Origin of the sequence: Bacillus sp. ms-22 (genome assembly GCF_009759805.1) — a bacterium.
GTDB classification, from domain to species: domain Bacteria; phylum Bacillota; class Bacilli; order Bacillales; family Bacillaceae; genus Bacillus; species Bacillus xiamenensis.
In genome coordinates, this window is record NZ_CP046653.1 from 2,540,761 (window position 1) to 2,561,274 (window position 20,514).

Here is a 20,514-nt window from a genome sequence, read left to right on the forward strand (position 1 = left end):
ACACAATAAATTCATAGTTTGAGAGTCGGTAATTCGATCACACGTCGAATTTTAATTGGGAAGACCGGTGAAAATCCGGCGCGGTCCCGCCACTGTAAGTGAGGAGAGCTTTTCTTTTGTAATCCACTGTCATGAAGACGGGAAGGATGAAAAGCTTGCAGATTCGCGAGCCAGGATACCAGCCGCTCTATCACATCAAACCCCTACGGTTGATAGGAGATGTCGGAAAAGCGTCAGTGATACTCACGCCTTCTTTCGCACACACATTTTGTCTTTTTAAACCAGACATTTTCCCTCATCAATCTTGATCATGAGTGTAAATGTCTTTTTATATTTTAGAGGAGGAATTGGAATTGACAATTGTTAAAACAAGTAATCTAGGTTTTCCGCGAATTGGTTTAAACAGAGAATGGAAAAAAGCACTTGAGTCTTATTGGAAAGGACAAACCGACCGTGAAACTCTCTTAAGCACACTGGATGAACAATTTCTAACCGCTATTAAAACTCAAATTGACCAACAAATTGATGTTGTTCCTTCTGGAGACTTCACCTTCTATGATCACGTGCTGGATACTGCTGTTATGTTCAATTGGATTCCAGAGCGCTTCCGCAGTTTGAAAGACCCGCTAGATACATACTTTGCGATGGCTAGAGGAACAAAAGATGCTGTCTCAAGTGAAATGACAAAATGGTTTAATACAAACTATCACTACATCGTTCCAGAATACGAAAAAAGCACGGAATTCAAACTCACACACAACAAACCGCTTGAAGCTTACGAAAAGGTGAAAAAGGCGTTTGGTGTTGAAACAAAACCTGTCGTTCTTGGCCTTTATACATTTGTTTCTCTTTCTAAAGGCTATGAAGCCAATGAAGTAAAAGAGATCGAGCAGCGTCTTGTGCCGCTTTATATTCAGGTTTTAAAAGAACTTGAAGAAGCCGGTGTGAAATGGGTTCAAATTGATGAGCCTGCTTTAGTCACAGCTTCCAGTGAAGACGTGAAAGCAGTGAAAGCCATCTATCAAACGATTAAAGAAGCTGTACCTGCCTTAAACGTACTTCTTCAAACATACTTCGACTCAGTGGATGCCTATGAAGAACTTGTCACGTACCCAGTTGAAGCTATCGGTCTTGATTTTGTCCATGATCAAGGACGCAACCTTGAACAAGTGAAAAAGCATGGCTTCCCGAAAGATAAAATTTTAGCAGCTGGCATCATTGACGGAAGAAATATTTGGAGATCAGACTTAGGGGAAAGATTGTCATTTATTTCTGAGGTGATTGCTGATGTTCAGCCAAAAGAAGTGTGGCTGCAGCCATCAAGCAGCTTGCTACATGTACCAGTTGCAAAGCACCCAAGCGAACAGCTTGAAGAAAAACTATTAAACGGACTTTCTTATGCAACTGAAAAACTGGCTGAATTAACACGATTAAAAGAAGGTTTAACAAAAGGAGCGGCTGCCATTGATGCAGACATTCATGAAGCAAGTGAAGCGCTTCTTACCTTAAAAGAATTCGCCAAAGGGACAAATGCGGATCTGACAGCAGAACGAAACAATCTGTCACCTAAAGATTTTAAACGTCCTGTGGCCTTTGAAGATCGCCTTCGCATCCAAAACGAATCTCTTGAACTCCCGCTTCTTCCAACCACAACAATTGGTAGCTTTCCTCAGTCCGCTGAGGTGCGCAGCGCTCGTCAAAAATGGCGCAAAAACGAATGGACAGATGCTGAATATGATGAGTTTATTAAGAAAGAAACAAAAAGATGGATTGATATTCAAGAAGAGATTGGCCTGGATGTACTCGTTCATGGAGAATTTGAACGTACAGACATGGTTGAATACTTTGGTGAAAAGCTAGCCGGATTTGCCTTTACGAAATTTGCTTGGGTACAATCTTATGGATCACGCTGCGTGAAGCCGCCAATCATTTATGGAGATGTCGAATTTATAGAGCCAATGACAGTGAAAGAAACGGTTTACGCTCAAAGCTTAACAGAGAAAAAGGTCAAAGGAATGCTGACAGGTCCTGTCACCATCTTAAACTGGTCTTTCCCAAGAACAGATATCTCCAGGAAAGACATTGCCTTCCAAATCGCTTTCGCTTTGCGTAAAGAAGTAGAAGCGTTAGAGGAAGCAGGTATTCAAGTCATTCAAGTGGATGAGCCTGCATTAAGAGAAGGTCTTCCTTTAAAAGAGAGTGATTGGGCAGAATATTTAAACTGGGCAGCAGAGTCCTTCCGTTTATCGACATCTTCTGTTCAAAATGAAACGCAAATTCATACACATATGTGCTACAGTAACTTCGAGGATATTGTTGATACGATTGAAGACCTTGATGCCGATGTCATCACCATTGAGCACTCACGCAGTCATGGCGGATTCCTTGATTATTTAGAAAAACACCCGTACTTAAAAGGACTTGGACTTGGGGTATATGACATCCATAGCCCGCGCGTACCATCTGTTGAGGAAATGAGTCAAATCATTGATGATGCGCTGAAAGTTTGTCCAACTGACCGCTTCTGGGTCAACCCTGACTGTGGTCTAAAAACAAGACAAGAGCCTGAAACCATTGCTGCTTTGAAAAACATGGTCACAGCCGCTCAATTGGCTCGTAAAAAGCTGGCGCAGCATGCATAATGACATTCCTCTCCCCTGCTGAATATAGCAGGGGTTTTTATATCCGTATATTGCCCTGTTCGATCATCTACTAGGATGATTTCTTTTCTAGTATGATTCGTTTATACTAGAGAAGTCAGTCGAACAAAGGGAGGAAGACAATGAATCACGAAGCTTTTTTACAACGTGCAATTGATCTTGCAGTAGAAGGAGTCAACAGCGGTACTGGCGGCCCTTTTGGAGCAGTCATTGTCAAGGATGGTCAGATTATCGCAGAGGGAAGCAACAATGTCACAACAAGTAATGATCCAACCGCACATGCAGAAGTCACAGCCATTCGAAAGGCATGCCAAACTCTACATACATACCAATTAGAAGATTGTATTTTATATACAAGCTGTGAGCCTTGCCCGATGTGCCTCGGCGCTATCTACTGGGCTAGACCAAAAGCAGTATATTTTGCAGCTGGACATCAGGATGCAGCAACTTCTGGTTTTGATGACTCATTTATTTATGAAGAAATCAACAAGGAATACGAATCAAGAAACATTCCATTTTATCAGCTGACACTTCAAAAAACCCTTGCGCCATTTGAAGCGTGGGAATCATACGACAAAAAGAAAGAATATTAAAAAAAGACACCTGCTGTACAGCAGGTATCTAAGACTGTTGACGAAGGACTAAAATGAACTTGATTTTAGTCCTTTTCTTCTTTTTATGACTCAGCTACTTCAAGCTCTACTTCGATGTTCCCTCTTGTTGCTTTTGAATATGGACAGAATGCATGCGCAGCCTCGACAAGCTCTTTCACTTTGTCATGGTCCAGGCCTTTAGCGGAAACAATCAGCTTCACACCAAGTTTAAAGCCTCCATCACTTTCATCTTTTAATAGACTGACATGTCCCTCTACTTCTGATTCAATCTCTACCCCTTGCTTCTTGGCTACTTGCTCAAGGGCTCCTCCAAAGCAGGCTGCATAGCCAGCTGCAAATAATTGCTCTGGATTCGTACCAGTCTCTCCATCTTTTTTTGCGTTTGGCATGACAATCTGATGATCCAGCACACCATCTTCAGAACGAACATGTCCAGCTCTTCCATGCTGCGCTTTTACTTTAGCTGTAAATAATGGTTTCATCTTCATCTCCTCCTTTTTCTACTTATACCTTTCACGTTCTATCCATCCTTCAAACATTTATCGCACATGAAAGAATTTTTCATTTTTTGTCTGTATTTATTTTAAAAAGGAAGAAAATCTTATACAATGATAAGTATGACAAAAATAGTTGGTGACAGACATGACAAATGAATTCGAACATATGAAGCTGGAAAATCAGCTTTGTTTCTTGTTATATGCAAGTTCAAGAGAAATGACAAAGCAGTATAAACCGTTATTAGAAGAGTTAAACATCACTTACCCGCAATATTTGGCACTGCTTTTATTATGGGAGCACAAGACACTAAATGTGAAAACAATGGGAGAGCTTTTGTATTTAGACTCCGGTACACTCACGCCCATGCTTAAACGGATGGAACAAAACGGTTTGATCATCCGCGAACGTTCGAAGGAGGATGAGCGTTCTGTACACATTCGTTTAACTGAATACGGAGAACAGCTAAAAGAGAAGGCCACTGCGATTCCATTTCGTATGCTGTCTGGGACAGGCAGATCAGAAGAAGAGCTAAAAGCACTGCGCGCCTCCTTGCATGAGCTTTTGCAAAAATTAACACAACCAAAAGGCTGAGGGAATATTCCCTCAGCCTTTTATCATGTCCATTATTGTGCGACAGCTACTACTTCTACTTCGATGTTTCCTTGTGTTGCTTTTGAATACGGGCATACGCCGTGTGCTTTATGAACCAGTTCATCTAGTGCTGATTGCTCGATTCCTGTTCCTTTGACTTCTAATTTGACGCCTAGTTTGAAACCGCCATCTGCACTATCTTTGACTAAGCTCACATGTGCCGTTACTTCACTTTCAAAACGGACACGCTCTTGTCTTGCTACCATTTGAAGGGCTGAATCAAAACATGCAGAATAGCCTGCTGCAAATAATTGCTCTGGATTTGTTGCTTTTTCAAGTTTTTTTGCTCTTGGCGTTCCTGGCATTGCCACATCATGCTCTAGTACACCATCTGTTGAAACAACCTTTCCTTCTCTTCCCCCTACAGCTGATACCGTTGCAGTAAATAAAACGTCTGACATGAATATAACCCTCTTTCTCTTCAATAATATTTTCTACAATTGAATTGTACACAATCTAAATTCAAGAGTCAATGAAAAACACTCATCTTCATCTTTCCTCCATTTTTTATTTTTATGAGTGTCCAGCGCATGGTGATGTAAGATCAGTCAAGGCAATAAAAAAAGCCCTATGAAAAGGGCTGCTTTTAGATCGTGATATGCTGCGGATTCGGTTTTTCTAGCGTATGGTTTCTGTTATCTGGGTCGGTATTAGCTGATGCCACCCATAATGCCATGATCGTGATGCTTGTACAGACGACTGCCCATTTTTTAAAACTCATATAAACAATCCCCTCTCTGAATATAGATTCGAGCATGTTCCGCTTCTCTATAGAACATGGAAGATTTTTCATAATCCTCCATTTCATTATAATACTTCGCGGTGTCTAATGCCAACTCCTCTATATCAGGATATGCATAAGAAGACTCTAAAAAATGGAAAATACGTTTAATATGGTCGGCGTCTTGTCTTAAGTACAATGCTTCAAGAAATATGGTCTTTTGAATATGAATATCATCCTGCAGAGCTTCTGCTCGCTTCATACATTCTTCTCTGTAGTATAATGCTTCATCGTGTTTACCTTGTTTGTATAATATCTGAGCGGCTGTATAAAGAGGGTCTATCGATCGACGAAGATGATCGGGTTGGTTTTGATCAAATAATAAGATGGATTCTTTCATTAAGTCGAGTGCGCGGTTCAAATCTCCCATTCTGTAATAGCTGTTGCCCATATTAAACAAAGAAGAAGCAATAAAACGCACATTCTGAAAGTCTCTTGATCTCGCAAGTGCTCTTTCTAGATGTGGTAATGCCTTTTCATGCCTTCTCATATCATCATAATTACCGGCTACAATAAATTCACACTGAATGGTGCGAAGCGCATATAGTTCGTGCTGAATATAGACATCCAGCGCTAGTTTGGCATGGTGCATCGAAATGTGTGTTTGTTTCATGTGATAATATATTTCTGACATTTTAAAATGAAATTCTGCACGTTCAATATCGTCGGATACAAAAGAAAGCTTGTGCTCTGCCTTTTGATATGACGATATGGCCGCAATGTACTCTCTCCGGTCAAACTCATACATGCCTCTGAAGAAATGATAGTAGTATTCCAGCATGCCTGTGACATGCGTTTGGTGCTCATCTATTTCTTTCGAAAGCTCGGAAAAGTTGGCGCGAAGCTTTCCTTCCTTTAATGGCTTCACATAATCGAGCATGACCTCATGCCTGAATTCCATTAAAGAAAAATAGAGAAGCAAATTCTGATCTTCTTCCATTGAGTCAAGAGAGGTGCGAATTTCCTGCTTTAACTGTTCTGCTTGTTCTGAATCAAATCTGCGGATTAATTCATACCACTTGTTGATTTTCACTCCAATATCCGAAGAGGGAATGATTTTCGCCATACGTTGCCTTCTCCAATCTTCTCATAATATAAAACATTACCATATTTTATCATACTTGACCGAAGAAATACAAAAAATGAAAGGAAAAAGAGAGTCTCGTGTGACAAGACTCTCTTTTAGATGGGTTATTCTCTTATTTGTCCTTGACCACGAATGACAAACTTTTCAGAGGTTAAGGCCGGCAGACCCATTGGTCCTCTCGCATGCAATTTTTGTGTACTAATGCCTATTTCCGCTCCGTAACCAAATTCAAAACCGTCTGTAAATCGGGTTGACGCATTATGATACACAGCGGCAGCGTCGACGGCGGTTAAGAAAAGTGACGCATGCTGATCATTTTCCGTAATGATCGCTTCAGAATGCTTAGAGCTGTATGTTTGAATGTGCTGGATTGCCTCATCTATGTTCTCTACGATTTTAACACTGACAATTGGCGCTAAAAATTCCGTTTCAAAGTCAGCTGTCGTCGCTGGAGTTGCGCTAGGAGCAATCGCACATACAGTTTCATCGCCTCGTATCTCTACCCCGTTCGTTTGAAGTGCTTCAAATAACGAAGCGCCGTGTTTTTTTGCCCATGTTTCATGAATCACAATGCTCTCAATGGCATTACAAACAGATGGTCTTTGTGTTTTCGCATTCAGAACAATCTGTTCAGCCATCTCTTTTTGAGCTGTCTCATCAATGAAAATATGACAATTCCCTGCACCCGTCTCAAGCACTGGAACAGTAGACTCTCTCACAACAAGATCAATTAAATGTTTCCCGCCGCGTGGAATCAGGACATCTAGGTAGTCATTTAAAGTGAACAGAGTTTTAGCCGTTTCACGGCCTGTATCTTCAATCAGTTGTACACTGTCTACAGGAATATCCGTCGTATGAAGCGCTTCATGGATGACCTTCACAATCGCTTTATTACTATGAATCGCCGATGAACTTCCTCTTAGGATGACAGCATTTCCCGTTTTTAAGCAAAGGGTCGCAGCATCTACTGTCACGTTTGGTCTTGCTTCGTAAATTATACCAACCGTTCCAAGAGGCACTCGTACCTTTTCGATCAAAAGTCCGTTTTCTTTTTGAATGGTTTCTAATGTTTCCCCAATTGGATCTTTGAGCTCAATCAGTTGAAACGTAGCGTCTGCAATCGCTTCAATCCTCTCTTCTGTTAATGTAATTCTGTCAATAACAGATGGAGTAAACTGCTTGTCTACAGCTGCCTGAACATCCTTTTCGTTCTCCTCAATTAAGAAAGCTGACGATGCTTTTAATGCTTTTGCAATAGCGTCTAAAGCCGCATTCTTTTGTTCAGTCGTTTTTAATAGCAGTTGATCTTTGGCTGCACTTGCCTTTTTTGCTTTTTCAAGAACTTCATTCATCGTATTCCCTCCTCAGTTTTGTACATGCTGTACCCAGTGATCTCGGTGAATAACCTCAGGTCTCTCATGAGAAAGCTCATCACTACGCATCCCTTTAATGTCAAGAAGCTCATCAGATGCGTACAATGTTTGTCCCTTACCAACTAACCCGTTCGGACCGACGACTTCGACAACCTCTCCTTTAGAAAAATGACCGGCAACATCAATCACACCTGCTGGAAGAAGGCTTTTTCCATTATGCAAAATGGCCGCCTCTGCTCCTGCGTCAATCATAATCTTCCCAGAGACTGGTGAGTGGAATTGAATCCATTGGCGGCGGTTATTGACCGATGATAAGTCTTGTTCACCGATATACGTTCCGTCCCCTTGACCGGCGAGAATGTGAAGAAGCTTGTCTTCCCCTGTCCCCGTGCCAATGAAGACTTTGACGCCAAGTGAAAGAGCGGTTTGTGCAGCAGAAAGCTTTGATTTCATCCCGCCTGTTCCAACCTTTGAACCCGTACTTTTCGCATAGGAGAACAATTCATCTGAAATGTGTGTCAGCACATCAAACCGCTTCGCATCAGGATTTTCACTTGGATTGGCATCATAAATTCCGTTGATATCTGTTAAAATGATCAATTGGTCTGCATGAATTAAGCCACTGACCAGTGCTGACAGCATGTCATTATCACCAAAGGTAAGCTCCTCGATTGACACAGAGTCATTTTCATTAATGATCGGTAACATTTTTCTTTCGAGCAGTTCCATCATCGTTGCGTAAGCATTTCGATATCTTGTACGATCTGAAAAGTCATTACGCGTTAAAAGCATTTGTGCCGGCGTGATATGAAACTGCGAAAATAGTTCTGTATATTTCTGCATTAATAAACTTTGACCAACGGCAGCAGCAGCTTGTTTTCCTTTTAAGGTCACAGGTCTTGACGGATACCCTAAACTGCCAAATCCCGCTGCAACGGCTCCTGATGAAATAAGAATGATTTCATGCCCTGCCTCTTTCAGCTTTGCAATGGCTTTCACATGATCCCACATTTTTTGTTCATCAATGGCTCCCTTTTGCTCTGTTAATGAACTGCTGCCAATTTTTATGACAATCCTTTGCTTTTTCATCATTGATTCCCTCCGCTATACCTTTCACCACAAAAAAATCCCTTTTTCTCCTTATGCAAAGGACGAAAAAGGGATTTTCCGTGGTACCACCTTCATTGAATAAGCGTGTGTATGCTTATTCCACTCAACTCCTGTAACGCCAGGCATGCGCTTAGATTTTTCCTCTAAGGCTCAAAGGGTAGGTTCAGCAGCTGTCTGCGGCAAATGTTTCAGCATGTCATTTGCTCTCTTTACACAGCAGTTCCTGCTTACTATTCCTTCTCAACGCTCGTTAATTTTTTTATATTATCACCAATTGCTTCAGAAAAGTCAAGCGGTCAATTAAACACAATCGTTTTATTCTCATGCACAATGATTCGATCTTCTAGATGCCATTTGACGGCACGTGCCAGCACACTGCGTTCAATTGTGCGGCCAATATTCTTTAATGCCTCTGCATCATCTCTATGATCAACACGCTCAATATCCTGTTCAATGATCGGCCCTTCGTCTAAATCATTTGTGACATAGTGAGAGGTAGCACCGATTAGTTTAACACCACGCTCATACGCCCGTTTGTATGGGTTTGCACCGATAAATGCCGGGAGGAAGGAATGATGGATATTAATAATTTTATTCGGATGCTTTTCAATAAATGCAGGCGTTAAAATTTGCATGTATCTAGCAAGCACAACCGCATCAATGTCGTACTTTTCTAATAATGCGAGCTGTTGCTTTTCTGCATCTTGGCGAATGTCTTTATTCGCCTTCACAAAATGGAATGGAATCCCTAGTGCCCCTACTGTATCTTTTGCCGTTTCATGATTACTGATGACAACCGCTATTTCAGCCATTAAATTTCCGCTCTGCCATTCCCACAAAAGCTCATGTAAACAGTGAAGCTCCTTTGATACAAAGATCGCCAGCTTTTTCAGCTCACTCGCTCGTGACATGCTCCACGTCATTTGGAATGATTCAGCAATTGGCTCAAAACTGCTTTTCAGCTGATTCATGTTAGCCGAGATGTCTTTCCAATCAAATTCTATTCTTAAAAAGAACCGGCCGCTTTCATGATTTGTTGTGTATTGACTGGATTCAATGATGTTTGCTCCGTGTTCAAATAAAAAGGATGAAACAGCTGACACAATACCAGGCTGATCCGGGCAGCTGACAAGCAATCTTCCTTTTTGCTCATGCTTTTGTCTGTGTAATTCAAGTTTCTCTGTAATCAATGTTCTCATGTCTCATGACCTCTTTTACGTTTTCATTCTAATGAAATATTATACTGGACTGGAAAGTGAAAAAGCAATTGAGAGTCGTATTTTTCATTGAATATTCATTCAATTCTGCATCAGGCGTGATATAATGTGAGTAGACCTTTTATCACAAAAGGAGTGATGAAGATGAAAAGCATGACTTTGTTTGGTAAAGTGAGCTTTTGGCTCGGCATCGTATTCCTGATCTTGGGTATTTATCTTTTTATAGCCGGTGAAAGACTTATTCCTTTGCTCACATTTGGTGTATGTTTTCTGCTTGTGAGTCAGCTTTACCGAAAAAATGAAAACGATTCCAACCATCATTCGATGTAACAACAAGGCTGGCAAACACGTGCCAGCCTTGTTTTATTCAATGATTTTTAACCCGACTGCCGCAGATAGAATCAGCGCAATAAAGAAAATACGTTTCGCCTCTTTTGACTCTCCATAAAACAGCATGCCAACAATGGCCCCTCCAGCTGCTCCAATTCCTGTCCAAACGGCATACGCCGTTCCCATCGGAATTGTGTTCATTGCAAGTGACAGCATCAGAAAGGATAGCGAAAAGCCAGCTGCAATGAATAAAATCCACTTTAGATGCCGGTCTTTCTGGAATTGATTCATCATGGTGACACAAAGCATTTCTAAAATACCTGCCCCAATGAGTAAAAGCCAGCTCACGATTCACCCTCTCCTTTCTGTTCACCAGTTGTCAGCTTTAATCCTAATACACCGCACAAAAGCACCATGATAAGCAGCAATTTGACAAGCTGCACCGGCTCACCAAGTACCATGCCTAAGATGACGGTACCTGCTGTCCCAAGTCCGGTGAAAACGGCATAAAGTGTGCCAACTGGCAGTACATTCGTGGCTTTCATGAGTAAATAAAAGCTCACAATAATACAAACGATGGTTGCGATCCATTCCAGTACGGAGTCCGCATATTTCAGCCCCATCACCCAGCCGACTTCAAATATAGCCGCAATGAATACATTTCCCCATTTCATCCGATCTCTTCCTTTCTAACCGATTCCAAGCAATAAAAAAAGCCCGGAAATCGATCATTTGATCAAATCTCCCGGGCTTTTATCCCTCCGTGTCCATATGGTCTATTGTAAAGACCCTATGTGTTTTCTCTCGGTCCAGACTGCGATGCCGCACGGAACCCTAGAAAACCAATTCATTATGAAACAGACCTGCCGTCATGCAGATTCTGTATGTATGGAAATTGTATCACACCCCGGTATGCCGGTCTACCGGTTTACATCCCCTTTCAAATATACTTGTTCATTTTTCGAAAGAAAGTGTGTTGAACCAAAGTATACTAAATGATAGAAGGAGAAATGTTGAAACGGACTAGCGAGCTTCAAATCATCAGCTGACGCATTCATTTCAAACACTGCTTTTAGCACATGGCTGATATGCTGATATAATGAAACAAGGTCCATTTTACGAACGAGTAGCTGATCCGTTCTGTATCAGCAAAAATAGGAAAACAAGAGGTGGATCATATGATGATGACAGACGAACAAAAACATGAATTTTATCAAGCACTTGTTGAAAAGAACCCGCAATATGATGGCACATTTTTTGCTGGCATTAAAACAACCGGCATCTTCTGCCACGCAACATGCACGGCCAGAAAACCAAAATATGAAAACTGTGAGTTTTTCTTAACAGCAGAAGAGGCGCTACTAGCAGGATACCGGCCTTGCAAGCGCTGCACGCCTTTAACATACCCTAACAGCATTCCAGAAGAAGTCAAAACACTCGTGTCAGCAGTTGAAAGCAGTCCTGAGAAACGATGGAAAGAAGAAGATTTTCGCCAATTAGGGATTCACTCTGCCACAGCGCGAAGAAAATTTAAAGAAATCTATGGAATGACCTTTGTTCAATATGCTAGATCACGACGTATGGGACTAGCCTTTAAAGAAATTCTGAACGGAAAAAAAGTGATTGATCAGCAAGTCTCTTTTGGCTATGAATCTTCCAGTGCCTTCAATGATGCTTTTACAAAAATTATGGGGAATCCACCTAAAAAAGCGCAGGTCAACATTCTCCATGCTAATTTTATTTCCACCCCGATTGGGCGAATGATCAGCATAACAGATGCAGCGCATGTATATTTACTTGAATTTATGGACAGGCGAGGATTAGAAAGAGAGATTGAAACAATTAGAAAAAAACATCATGCCCGCATTTTAGTTGGAGAAACAAACGTTCATCAGCAATTAGCTCAAGAATTGGATTTATATTTTGAAAAGAAACTGACGCAATTTACTGTGCCACTTTCCTTACATGGCACCCCTTTTCAAATGAAGGTGTGGGACCTGCTCTCACGCATTCCAGCAGGCGAAACGAGATCGTATAGGGAGCTTGCCACGATGCTTGGCGACCCGCATTTGGTTCGGGCGGTTGGCAATGCAAATGGAGCCAATCAACTGGCGATCATCATTCCATGCCACCGTGTGATTCAAACAAGTGGCGAGCTTGGCGGATACGGCGGGGGCGTCGAACGAAAGAAATATTTACTCCAGCTAGAACAGCGTGTATAAAAGAAAAAACGGCTCTCCTTATTGTTCATGCGAGCCGTTTTCTCCGTTACGGTTGATGCTGTATACATCCATCATTTGATCCCATTTTAAAATGGTTTTTTCTTTTTTCATCCCCATTTTTAAAGCGACCTTCACTGACGCTTCATTTTCAGGACGAATCAAGCTGACCATTCGTCTCACCTTCATGTCTTCAAAACCATATGTCAGACAGCCTTTAGCAGCCTCAGCTGCATATCCTTTTCCCCACGCCGCTCTCTTTAGCATATAGCCAATTTCAAGTTCGGTTTGTCCTTCGATGTTTTGCAGAACAATTCCGCTTTGTCCGAGTGGTTCCTTCGTTTCTTTCTCTTCAATGATCCACAGCGAGGTATGATACGTGCGGTCATTCCTTTGATTCCAGGCAATCCACTCTTTTGTCTGCTTTTCATCCTTTAAAGAAGGGTAATACTTCATGACTTCTTCATCTTGAAACAGCATGTCATATAAAAATGGCGCATCGTGTTCATCCATCGTTCTAAGTCTAAGGCGCTCTGTTTCGAACACGATCCGCGTTTGATCTTTCATTTATTCTCCTCCCCCTCACTTACTTCTAAAAAGATCTCCGAACAATCCATTTGAATCTGGAGCAAAGTAATGGAAGCCCGCACCCGTTAAACTAGCTGCTAATGCTGTCCACATCATTAAACTGACCGTCATCCATACGGCTACTTGTTTTCTTTTCGTACCAAAGCTCATACACATAAAGGCGGCTAAATGACTGCCAATGATAAAAGGACCGACAAGTGCTAATCCAGGAAGGCCATATCGTTCCCAAATTTTTCTGGCCCTTTCTTGCTTTTTCTCCCCTTTTTCATCATGCTTTGCCTCTTTTTTCTTCAAGCGCCATGCTTTAATCCGGTCCACGAAGACAATGAGAAGCAAAACAGTTAGAAAGTTGCCGATGAATCCAATCACCGCTGATGTCACAGGATGCAGTCCACTTAAAATCGCCAGTGGAACGACACCAACCACTTCAAAAAAAGGCAAAGCAGCCAATACAAAAACGAGTACATACCCCCATACCATATCCAAAAACAGAACCCCTTTTCATTTTTGTCCTCTTCTCATTGTAATGAAAATCATGTTTCCATTACTACATTTTTTTAGAAAAAAGAAGAGCACACCTCATGAGATGTACTCTGTTTACAACGTATTCTCCTGTTTTTTGTTTGTTTTTCGTAAAGCAGCGATTGTAAGCAAAACTATCAACACAATGGATAGCAGACTTGTGAAAAGAAGCATCATAGGCGACGTCCACCCAATCCATTCGAATATAAGCTGCGGTCCGAAGAAAATTACCGGAATCAGCGAAACAACATGTGCCTTTAAGATGGCATTAAATACGACGATACAAAGCAACAACAGAAGGATGACGCCCCATCTTTGACTTGAGGTAAGCACAAGTAATGGCGTACCGAGCTTTTGGTCCAATAATTTCACTGTGATCATGGCCGTCAGCTGACAGATTCCTAAAATCCAAAAATAGAAAAATGCCCGGCGGCTTGTTTGAAATGCAGATGCTCTAAACATCACAATCGTCATGATGAGATTGGCCACTAAAATGAGCAGATAACCAATCAGTGCATACCAAGAATACGATAAGCTTTGACTGATTGCGTCTGATAAGATCATGTAAAAGAGCGATCCAATCAAAAAGGCACTCACAAATGGAACCCAGTCTTTATGATGCCCAGTCAGCTCTTTTGCCAGTTCATCAGCAAAGCCCCGCGGATCTTTGCCAAACACCTCTTCCCCTGTTTTCCCATCTTTCTCAGCTTCGACAGCGTGTGTCGTTAATTCATCCATCACTTCGTCGATCTCGTCCTGATTTTTCCCCTTTGATATCAGATAGAGTTTCAGCTCTAGTAAGATGTGTCTCGTTTCTTTTGTTACCATATTCTCACTTCCCTTTATGTAATAAGCGCTCTACACTTTCTGACAGCTCATTCCAGCGTGCGATAAAATCGGTCAGCGCTTGTTCTCCCGCTTGAGTGAGCATATAGTATTTTCTTTTCGGTCCGCTTGTTGATGCTTTTGTGACGGTGCTTACCAGCTGTTCTTTTTGCATGCGCAGCAAGATCGGATAAATACTTCCTTCACTAATTTGATCAAATCCATAGTGCGCAAGCTTCTTCGTCATTTCATACCCATAAATGTCACCTTCAGAAATAATCGACAGCAAGCAGCCTTCTAAAATGCCTTTTAACATTTGCGTTGATTGTGTCATCAGCGTTCCTCCGATTCCAGTACCTTGCTATGCAAGATAGCCTCATCCTACCATACACTAACTTGCCATGCAAGATACTGTTATAGAAAAAAATCACCACTGAAAGGGTGATTTTTACGCCCAAGGTTTATCTGTCCCAAGTGCGTCAGCCAAAGCTTTACTATGCTTTCGGCGGCTTTTTCTTTCCTCTGCCCGCTGCTTCGCTGTTTGATGCAGCATGATTTCTTCCTCTGTTTCCGGCATGACCTGCGGAACTCGTTTTGGTTTCCCGTTTTCATCTAATGAGACAAATGTAAGAAATGAAGTCGCTGCAAGTCTGCGCTCTCCGGACATCAAGTTTTCTTTGATCACTTTGACGAATACTTCCATAGAAGATGTACCGACCCATGTGACATAGGATTCTAAGCATACTGACTCTTTTTGTCCAATCGGCTCTAAAAAATCAACCGAATCCATCGAGGCTGTGACTGTTTCACTGCGGCTGTGTCTTGCTGCCGAGATGGAGGCAATGTCATCTATATAACTCATTAATTTCCCGCCAAATAAGGTTTGGTGGTTATTCGTATCGAGAGGGAATACCCTGCTGGTTTTCACAACTTTCGATTCCTTGCAGTATTTGAAATTTTCTTCTCTCATCGTCATAGCTCCTTCTTGCTGTTTTCGGTGATGCGGAACGACTTTTATTAAACACTATTCTATTAGGTTTGTCTAAACTTTTTGCTTTAGTCTCATTTGAGAGATTTTCTTTCGGAAATGTTTCAACATTTACTAGAAGGAGGAATAATATAACTATCGATAAACAAGGAGGCCCTTTGATGGATTCTATGAAATCAGAGAAAGTGTACAAAACGCCGCAATGTATGAGTGAATACGATGATTTACAAGAAGTCCTCTTGTGCAGTCCTTTCTATATGGAAATCAAACAAATCATCAATGAAACCCAAAAGCATTTTGCGAGAGAAAATATTTCTCAAATCAAAGCCATCGCGCAGCATAAACAATTGATTCAAACGCTAAAAGACCATCATGTACGGCCTATCCTGCTCCCTGCAAATGACCGCTTCCCTGAGCAAGTCTTCACTCGGGATATTGGGTTTACGATTGGACAGACGTTATTTGTTTCAAAGATGGCAGCTCAGGTTCGACAAGGGGAGGAACAATCGTTAAAAGAATGGGCTCAGGCAAAAGGTTGGACAACCGTCACCCTGACAGATGGAACCATTGAAGGCGGCGATGTGCTTGTAGACCAAACCCGCGTATTTGTTGGAATTAGCAAAAGAACAAATCCAGCCGCCATCCAGCAGCTAAAAAAGGAATTACCTGAACACGATATCATACCTATTCATCTTCCTCCTCATATTTTGCATCTCGATTGTGTGATGAACATTCTTTCTCCTCATGAGATAGTGATCTGTCCTGAAGCCTTTACGGAAAAGGATCTTCACATGCTCAAAACCCAATATGATCTGATTGAAATCATTGAACAAGAGCAGTTCACACTTGGACCAAATGTTTTATCCATTGGGCAGAAAAAAGTGATCAGCTTACCGATCAATCAAGAAACCAATGCTGCATTGACCGCTCACGGGTACACTGTCATTGAAGTGGATTTTTCAGAAATCATTAAATCTGGCGGCTCCTTTAGATGCTGCACACTGCCGATTCGGCGTTCATAAATATAATGAAGCCAGCTTGTAGAACAGCTTGTCTACTTGCTGGCTTTTTTCCTATTTCACCTTGTATATAGATGACAGGCGACTTCATGCCCTTCTTCCGCTGCTTGTAATGTTGGTTTTTTTTCTGCACACACATCCATCGCAGCAGGACATCTTGTCCGAAACACGCAACCGCTTGGCGGATTCACTGGACTTGGAATTTCTCCTTTTAAAATAAATCTTTTGCGCTTGTCTTCCACATCAGGATCTGGAATCGGGATAGCCGACAGCAGAGCTTGTGTATATGGATGAAGCGGCGTTTGATATAAAGCATCACTGCTGGTCATTTCCACGAGATGTCCTAAATACATCACACCAATTCGATCGCTGATATATTTAACCATCGACAAATCATGCGCAATGAATAAAAACGTCAATCCTTCTTCTTTTTGCAGCTTTTTCAGCAAATTCACGACCTGTGCTTGAACGGATACATCAAGTGCAGAAATCGGCTCGTCCGCTACAATAAACTTTGGCGCTAAGGCAAGTGCTCTTGCAATCCCTATTCTCTGCCTCTGTCCTCCGCTAAATTCATGGGGATAGCGGGTGGCGAAGTCGTAGCTTAGCCCCACCGCTTCCAGCAGCTCTTTTACGCGGGCCATTCTTTTCTTTTGACTGCCATACAGGTCATGGATCTCCATCGGCTCCAGCATAATATCTTTTACAGAGAGCCTTGGGTTTAAGGAAGAATACGGATCTTGAAACACCATTTGAATTTGTCTATTGAATTCAAATGATTCTCTTTTAGACAAGTGGTGAAGACTTTTCCCATCATACAAGGCTTCACCTTCTGTCGGGTCATAAAGCCGCATGAGCACTTTCCCTAGCGTGGATTTGCCGCAGCCTGACTCGCCAACAAGACCAAAGGTTTCGCCTTGTTTCAGCTGAAAGGTGACACCATCTAATGCTTTTAACGTTCTTCCCTTAGACAGATGAAAATGCTTTTTTAAGTTGTTGACTTGCAAAAGTGGTTCACTTCCCATCCCATCTTCCCCTCTCCGCTTTCAAATACCGTCTTGCCCCTGCCCATTCCTTTTCATATGAAGAGCCAGATAAAGCAAGAAGTTCAATGGCTCTGCCAGTTTTAGGCGAGTGGAGCATCAGGCCGTCTCCAGCATATATCCCGACATGACGAACTGCTCCCTTTCCATTGTGATTAGCAAAAAATATGAGATCACCTGGTTCTAAATCGGCTGCTGTGACCGGGGTTCCTCTCACCGCTTGATCACTTGCGTCTCTTGGTAGCAGATATCCACACGCTTTGTACATACTGTAAGCAAAGCCTGAACAGTCATAGCCAAAGCTGCTCATGCCGCCCCATAAATATGAAAGTCCAATAAATTGCTTTCCTATGTCCACGACATCCTTGCCAGTTATGAAGGAAGAGACTGAAATCGAACGCACATCCTCTTTGTTGATTTCTCGTCTTCCTAATGGGGTGAGAACATGAACATAATCGTCCGTTTCTTCAACAGGTGCTAGTTCTGTTAAAAAACTAACCTCCATATCTGGTATTCCGTTTTGATATAAAACCGCTTTTTTCTGACAAACAATTAAGGTTCGGTCAGGTGGTTCACTGTCAGTTACTTGCGTTAATTGCTCTACAGGAATATAGCCAGGGTAGCCTTGCGGATGTTTACGGCTTGCCTGCTGCGGGATGACGACTTTCACCCAGCCATCTGTCTCCTCCAGTCCAATGACTCTTTCGCCAAGCAGTACTTGGGTTTGAACAAGGTTTTCTTCACATAAGGCTAATTTCTCTTCATATGTTTGCTGGTCAATCCACTCTTTTATCTGGATGGTACTCTGAAGAACCTTTTGATCCATTTCTCTTGGCGACTGCGGCGCTGTCCATACATTCGCAACCGGCACCTTTGATTCATATATCATCACGACACTCCTTTCACCCCTTGAATGCCTAACCCATGATGCGGCGGAAAGAGCATATCCTTTCCTTGATATATGATTCCTCCGTCGATGAAATCCTCTTTTAGCATAAGCGGCGCATCAAAATCGTAGCGTGTCACATTCGGCTGGCTTGCGGCAAGATGAGCCGCCGCGGTAATCCCTAGTTTTGACTCTATCATACTGCCAACCATGCATTTTACGCCGTACGCTTCTGCTAAACTATTGATTTTCAGCGCTTCTTTTATACCGCCTGATTTCATTAATTTTAAGTTAATCAGATCACAGCTTCTCGTTTCTAACACCTTGATGGCCTCATGGAAACCGAAAATGCTTTCATCTGCCATAATGAGCGTATTTGTTGCTTCCGTCACACGCCGCAAGCCTTCGATGTCTTCCTTTGGCACTGGCTGCTCAACTAGTTCAATATTCAGCGCCTCCATTTTTCGAATGGCCACAATTGCTTCCTTCCACGTCCAGCCTTGGTTGGCATCAAGCCTGATTTGAATATCAGGCCCGACTTTCTCTCGAATCCGCTTGATCCGCTGAATATCCGTGTCTATGTCATCTTTTCCCACTTTGATTTTTAACGTATGAAAGCCTTCCGCTACGTACTGCTTCGCATCCTCTGCCATTTCTAGCGGCCGGTTGACACTGACCGTATAATCCGTTTCAAGCTGATTGCGGTAACCGCCAAGGTATTGATAAAGCGGAAGCCCTGCCTGCTTTGCTAAGCCATCATAAATCGCCATATCAATGGCAGCCTTTGCACTTGTGTTTCCTACAAGCATGCGGTTCATCGCTGAAAAAATCTGTTCATATTGGGACAAGGAAGCCCCGAGCAATATGGGCCTGATTACTTCACAGATCGCATAATCAATGCTTTCGAGCGTTTCCCCTGTAATCACTGATGTTGGTACTGCCTCACCGTAGCTGATGTCACCTTGATCATAGGTAATGATCACGATGAGAGATGCTGCGTCATACACCGTTCTTAAAGCGGTTTTGAAAGGCTTCTTTAGCGGTACACTCGTTCTGCATGTACGAACATCTACGATTTTCATTTGATCGCCTCTTTCGCTGCAACGCCCGGGGAAATATGCAGTTTCTTTCCTGTAGCATCTAATGACGCCCGCACACCGATTGGAATGGCGAGGTTTGGAGATGAATGGCCAATCCGAAAGCCGCCAAGTGCAGGTTTCTTTTGCGGCACAATGTACGTCTCCCATAACTGCTCGAGCGTTAAGGACTGTTCTTTCTTTTTCGGCTCACATTGATGAAAATCCCCAATGATGAATCCAGCTGCATCATCCAATTTTCCTGCAGATGCTAGGTGCTGCATCATGCGATCAATTTTATATGGTTCTTCGTCAATATCTTCAATGAGCAAAAGCTTCCCCTTCGTATCGATCTCAAAGGGTGTACCCAGTGTTGTCACGATCAGGGCAAGATTCCCTCCTGTGATTTCGCCTGAAACAGTGCCGGGATAGAAGGTCCGAAGAGGTGATAGATGGTTCGCATACGTAAAGGTTTTTGGTGTGAATAGCTGTAAAAAAGTATCCTTCGTATATGGATGAACCTCCTCAAGCCCCACATCAGAGGAGAGCATAGGACCATGAAAGGTCACAAGCCCTGTCTGCTGATGGATGGCTGTATGTAAAAACGTAATATCGCTATATCCCCAAAAGATTTTTGGGTTCCGGCGAATCAAGTCATAATCGATGGCTTCTGCAATTCTTCCAGTCCCGTATCCTCCGCAAGCACAAATAATGGCCTTTACTTCTGGATCTTGAAACATGTGATGAATATCTTCCACTCGTTCATGATCATGACCTGCTAAATAACCATACCGGCAGTCGATATACTTCCCTTTCTTCACCTTCAGCCCAAGGCTTTCTAAAAAGGAAATCCCTCTTGCTAATTTCCGCTCATCAGGCGGGCTTGCTGGTGCAATAATTCCCACCGTATCCCCTGTTTGAAGTGCCACTGGCAGCTGGTTCATGCCAATCCCCTCTTTCTCTTTGTTTCTTTCAATCTATGGGTATCTTCTTCATAACATGAACGAATAAAGGAACAGACGCTTTT

24 protein-coding genes, 2 riboswitches and 1 other annotated feature are annotated in these 20,514 nt (G+C 42.4%); of the genes, 6 read left to right on the plus strand and 18 right to left on the minus strand.

Annotated elements, in window-relative coordinates; all coding sequences use genetic code 11:
• Positions 1-8 precede the first annotated feature (8 nt).
• Positions 9-201, plus strand: a riboswitch (cobalamin riboswitch).
• A 152-nt stretch (positions 202-353) separates the two neighbouring features.
• Positions 354-2,642: a 5-methyltetrahydropteroyltriglutamate--homocysteine S-methyltransferase gene (gene metE / locus GPA07_RS13205; RefSeq protein ID WP_157292671.1), complete on the plus strand. Its 2,289-nt coding sequence runs from the start codon at positions 354-356 to the stop codon at positions 2,640-2,642.
• A 140-nt stretch (positions 2,643-2,782) separates the two neighbouring features.
• A complete protein-coding gene (locus GPA07_RS13210) occupies positions 2,783-3,253 on the plus strand; it encodes a guanine deaminase (protein WP_157292674.1) in 471 nt (156 codons plus the stop codon).
• 83 nt (positions 3,254-3,336) lie between these two features.
• Here GPA07_RS13210 and GPA07_RS13215 read toward each other — a convergent pair whose 3' ends face one another.
• Entirely contained in the window at positions 3,337-3,756 is a 420-nt protein-coding gene (locus GPA07_RS13215; RefSeq protein ID WP_008359439.1) for an organic hydroperoxide resistance protein OhrB, read from the minus strand.
• 160 nt (positions 3,757-3,916) lie between these two features.
• Here GPA07_RS13215 and GPA07_RS13220 point away from each other — a divergent pair, with 160 nt between their 5' ends.
• Positions 3,917-4,363: a MarR family winged helix-turn-helix transcriptional regulator gene (locus GPA07_RS13220; RefSeq protein WP_008359437.1), complete on the plus strand. Its 447-nt coding sequence runs from the start codon at positions 3,917-3,919 to the stop codon at positions 4,361-4,363.
• A gap of 32 nt (positions 4,364-4,395) precedes the next feature.
• Here GPA07_RS13220 and GPA07_RS13225 read toward each other — a convergent pair whose 3' ends face one another.
• From GPA07_RS13225 to purU, 6 genes are all read right to left on the minus strand, one after another.
• Entirely contained in the window at positions 4,396-4,824 is a 429-nt protein-coding gene (locus tag GPA07_RS13225) for an organic hydroperoxide resistance protein (RefSeq protein WP_008359435.1), read from the minus strand.
• A gap of 185 nt (positions 4,825-5,009) precedes the next feature.
• Complete coding sequence (locus tag GPA07_RS13230; RefSeq protein WP_157292676.1) at positions 5,010-5,144, minus strand: phosphatase; 135 nt, start codon at positions 5,142-5,144, stop codon at positions 5,010-5,012.
• Positions 5,134-6,270 carry a Rap family tetratricopeptide repeat protein gene (locus GPA07_RS13235; RefSeq protein ID WP_157292677.1) on the minus strand — a complete coding sequence of 379 codons (1,137 nt, stop codon included), beginning with the start codon at positions 6,268-6,270 and terminating at the stop codon, positions 5,134-5,136. Before GPA07_RS13235 ends, GPA07_RS13230 begins: the two co-directional genes overlap by 11 nt.
• A gap of 125 nt (positions 6,271-6,395) precedes the next feature.
• Positions 6,396-7,643, minus strand: coding sequence for a glutamate-5-semialdehyde dehydrogenase (locus GPA07_RS13240; RefSeq protein ID WP_157292679.1), 1,248 nt, complete (start codon positions 7,641-7,643; stop codon positions 6,396-6,398).
• Positions 7,644-7,655: 12 nt separating this feature from the next.
• Positions 7,656-8,753 (minus strand): glutamate 5-kinase, encoded by a 1,098-nt coding sequence (gene proB, locus GPA07_RS13245; RefSeq protein ID WP_071169173.1) that lies wholly within the window; start codon positions 8,751-8,753, stop codon positions 7,656-7,658.
• Between the two features lie 55 nt (positions 8,754-8,808).
• Positions 8,809-9,027 (minus strand) — a binding site (T-box leader).
• Positions 9,028-9,070: 43 nt separating this feature from the next.
• Positions 9,071-9,973, minus strand: coding sequence for a formyltetrahydrofolate deformylase (purU, locus tag GPA07_RS13250; protein ID WP_157292681.1), 903 nt, complete (start codon positions 9,971-9,973; stop codon positions 9,071-9,073).
• Positions 9,974-10,135: 162 nt separating this feature from the next.
• Between purU and GPA07_RS13255 the strand changes: the two genes are divergently transcribed.
• Entirely contained in the window at positions 10,136-10,321 is a 186-nt protein-coding gene (locus tag GPA07_RS13255) for a hypothetical protein (RefSeq protein WP_008359421.1), read from the plus strand.
• 33 nt (positions 10,322-10,354) lie between these two features.
• Here the strand turns inward: GPA07_RS13255 and GPA07_RS13260 are convergent, their stop codons facing one another.
• Complete coding sequence (locus GPA07_RS13260; protein ID WP_008359418.1) at positions 10,355-10,669, minus strand: DMT family transporter; 315 nt, start codon at positions 10,667-10,669, stop codon at positions 10,355-10,357.
• On the minus strand, positions 10,666-10,995 hold the full coding sequence (locus GPA07_RS13265; RefSeq protein ID WP_008359416.1) for a DMT family transporter: 330 nt from the start codon (positions 10,993-10,995) through the stop codon (positions 10,666-10,668). The genes GPA07_RS13260 and GPA07_RS13265 overlap by 4 nt, the downstream gene beginning before the upstream one ends.
• 66 nt (positions 10,996-11,061) lie before the next feature.
• A riboswitch (guanidine-I (ykkC/yxkD leader) is annotated at positions 11,062-11,170 on the minus strand.
• 329 nt (positions 11,171-11,499) lie between these two features.
• Between GPA07_RS13265 and GPA07_RS13270 the strand changes: the two genes are divergently transcribed.
• On the plus strand, positions 11,500-12,543 hold the full coding sequence (locus tag GPA07_RS13270) for a bifunctional transcriptional activator/DNA repair enzyme AdaA (RefSeq protein WP_157292683.1): 1,044 nt from the start codon (positions 11,500-11,502) through the stop codon (positions 12,541-12,543).
• Positions 12,544-12,561: 18 nt separating this feature from the next.
• On the opposite strand, the gene GPA07_RS13275 is transcribed toward GPA07_RS13270, so the two are convergent.
• From GPA07_RS13275 to GPA07_RS13295, 5 genes are all read right to left on the minus strand, one after another.
• Complete coding sequence (locus tag GPA07_RS13275; RefSeq protein ID WP_157292685.1) at positions 12,562-13,107, minus strand: GNAT family N-acetyltransferase; 546 nt, start codon at positions 13,105-13,107, stop codon at positions 12,562-12,564.
• A 15-nt stretch (positions 13,108-13,122) separates the two neighbouring features.
• A complete protein-coding gene (locus tag GPA07_RS13280) occupies positions 13,123-13,614 on the minus strand; it encodes a small multi-drug export protein (protein WP_157292686.1) in 492 nt (163 codons plus the stop codon).
• Between the two features lie 111 nt (positions 13,615-13,725).
• The gene (locus tag GPA07_RS13285; RefSeq protein WP_157292688.1) at positions 13,726-14,478 is read right to left on the minus strand and encodes an HAAS domain-containing protein; all 753 of its coding nucleotides are present in this window, start codon (positions 14,476-14,478) and stop codon (positions 13,726-13,728) included.
• Positions 14,479-14,482: 4 nt separating this feature from the next.
• Positions 14,483-14,809, minus strand: a complete 327-nt coding sequence (locus tag GPA07_RS13290) for a PadR family transcriptional regulator (protein WP_157292690.1) — start codon at positions 14,807-14,809, stop codon at positions 14,483-14,485.
• Between the two features lie 114 nt (positions 14,810-14,923).
• Positions 14,924-15,445 (minus strand): acyl-CoA thioesterase, encoded by a 522-nt coding sequence (locus GPA07_RS13295; protein ID WP_008359401.1) that lies wholly within the window; start codon positions 15,443-15,445, stop codon positions 14,924-14,926.
• 179 nt (positions 15,446-15,624) lie between these two features.
• Here GPA07_RS13295 and GPA07_RS13300 point away from each other — a divergent pair, with 179 nt between their 5' ends.
• Positions 15,625-16,485 (plus strand): dimethylarginine dimethylaminohydrolase family protein, encoded by an 861-nt coding sequence (locus tag GPA07_RS13300; RefSeq protein ID WP_157292692.1) that lies wholly within the window; start codon positions 15,625-15,627, stop codon positions 16,483-16,485.
• A 56-nt stretch (positions 16,486-16,541) separates the two neighbouring features.
• Here the strand turns inward: GPA07_RS13300 and GPA07_RS13305 are convergent, their stop codons facing one another.
• The 4 genes from GPA07_RS13305 to GPA07_RS13320 are packed head-to-tail and all read right to left on the minus strand — an operon-like array spanning position 16,542 to position 20,431.
• Positions 16,542-17,507, minus strand: a complete 966-nt coding sequence (locus tag GPA07_RS13305) for an ABC transporter ATP-binding protein (RefSeq protein WP_008359397.1) — start codon at positions 17,505-17,507, stop codon at positions 16,542-16,544.
• Positions 17,497-18,414 (minus strand): C40 family peptidase, encoded by a 918-nt coding sequence (locus GPA07_RS13310; RefSeq protein ID WP_157292694.1) that lies wholly within the window; start codon positions 18,412-18,414, stop codon positions 17,497-17,499. Before GPA07_RS13310 ends, GPA07_RS13305 begins: the two co-directional genes overlap by 11 nt.
• Positions 18,414-19,493 (minus strand): dipeptide epimerase, encoded by a 1,080-nt coding sequence (locus GPA07_RS13315; protein ID WP_008359393.1) that lies wholly within the window; start codon positions 19,491-19,493, stop codon positions 18,414-18,416. The genes GPA07_RS13310 and GPA07_RS13315 overlap by 1 nt, the downstream gene beginning before the upstream one ends.
• Positions 19,490-20,431, minus strand: coding sequence for a S66 peptidase family protein (locus GPA07_RS13320; protein ID WP_008359391.1), 942 nt, complete (start codon positions 20,429-20,431; stop codon positions 19,490-19,492). Before GPA07_RS13320 ends, GPA07_RS13315 begins: the two co-directional genes overlap by 4 nt.
• Positions 20,432-20,514 lie beyond the last annotated feature (83 nt).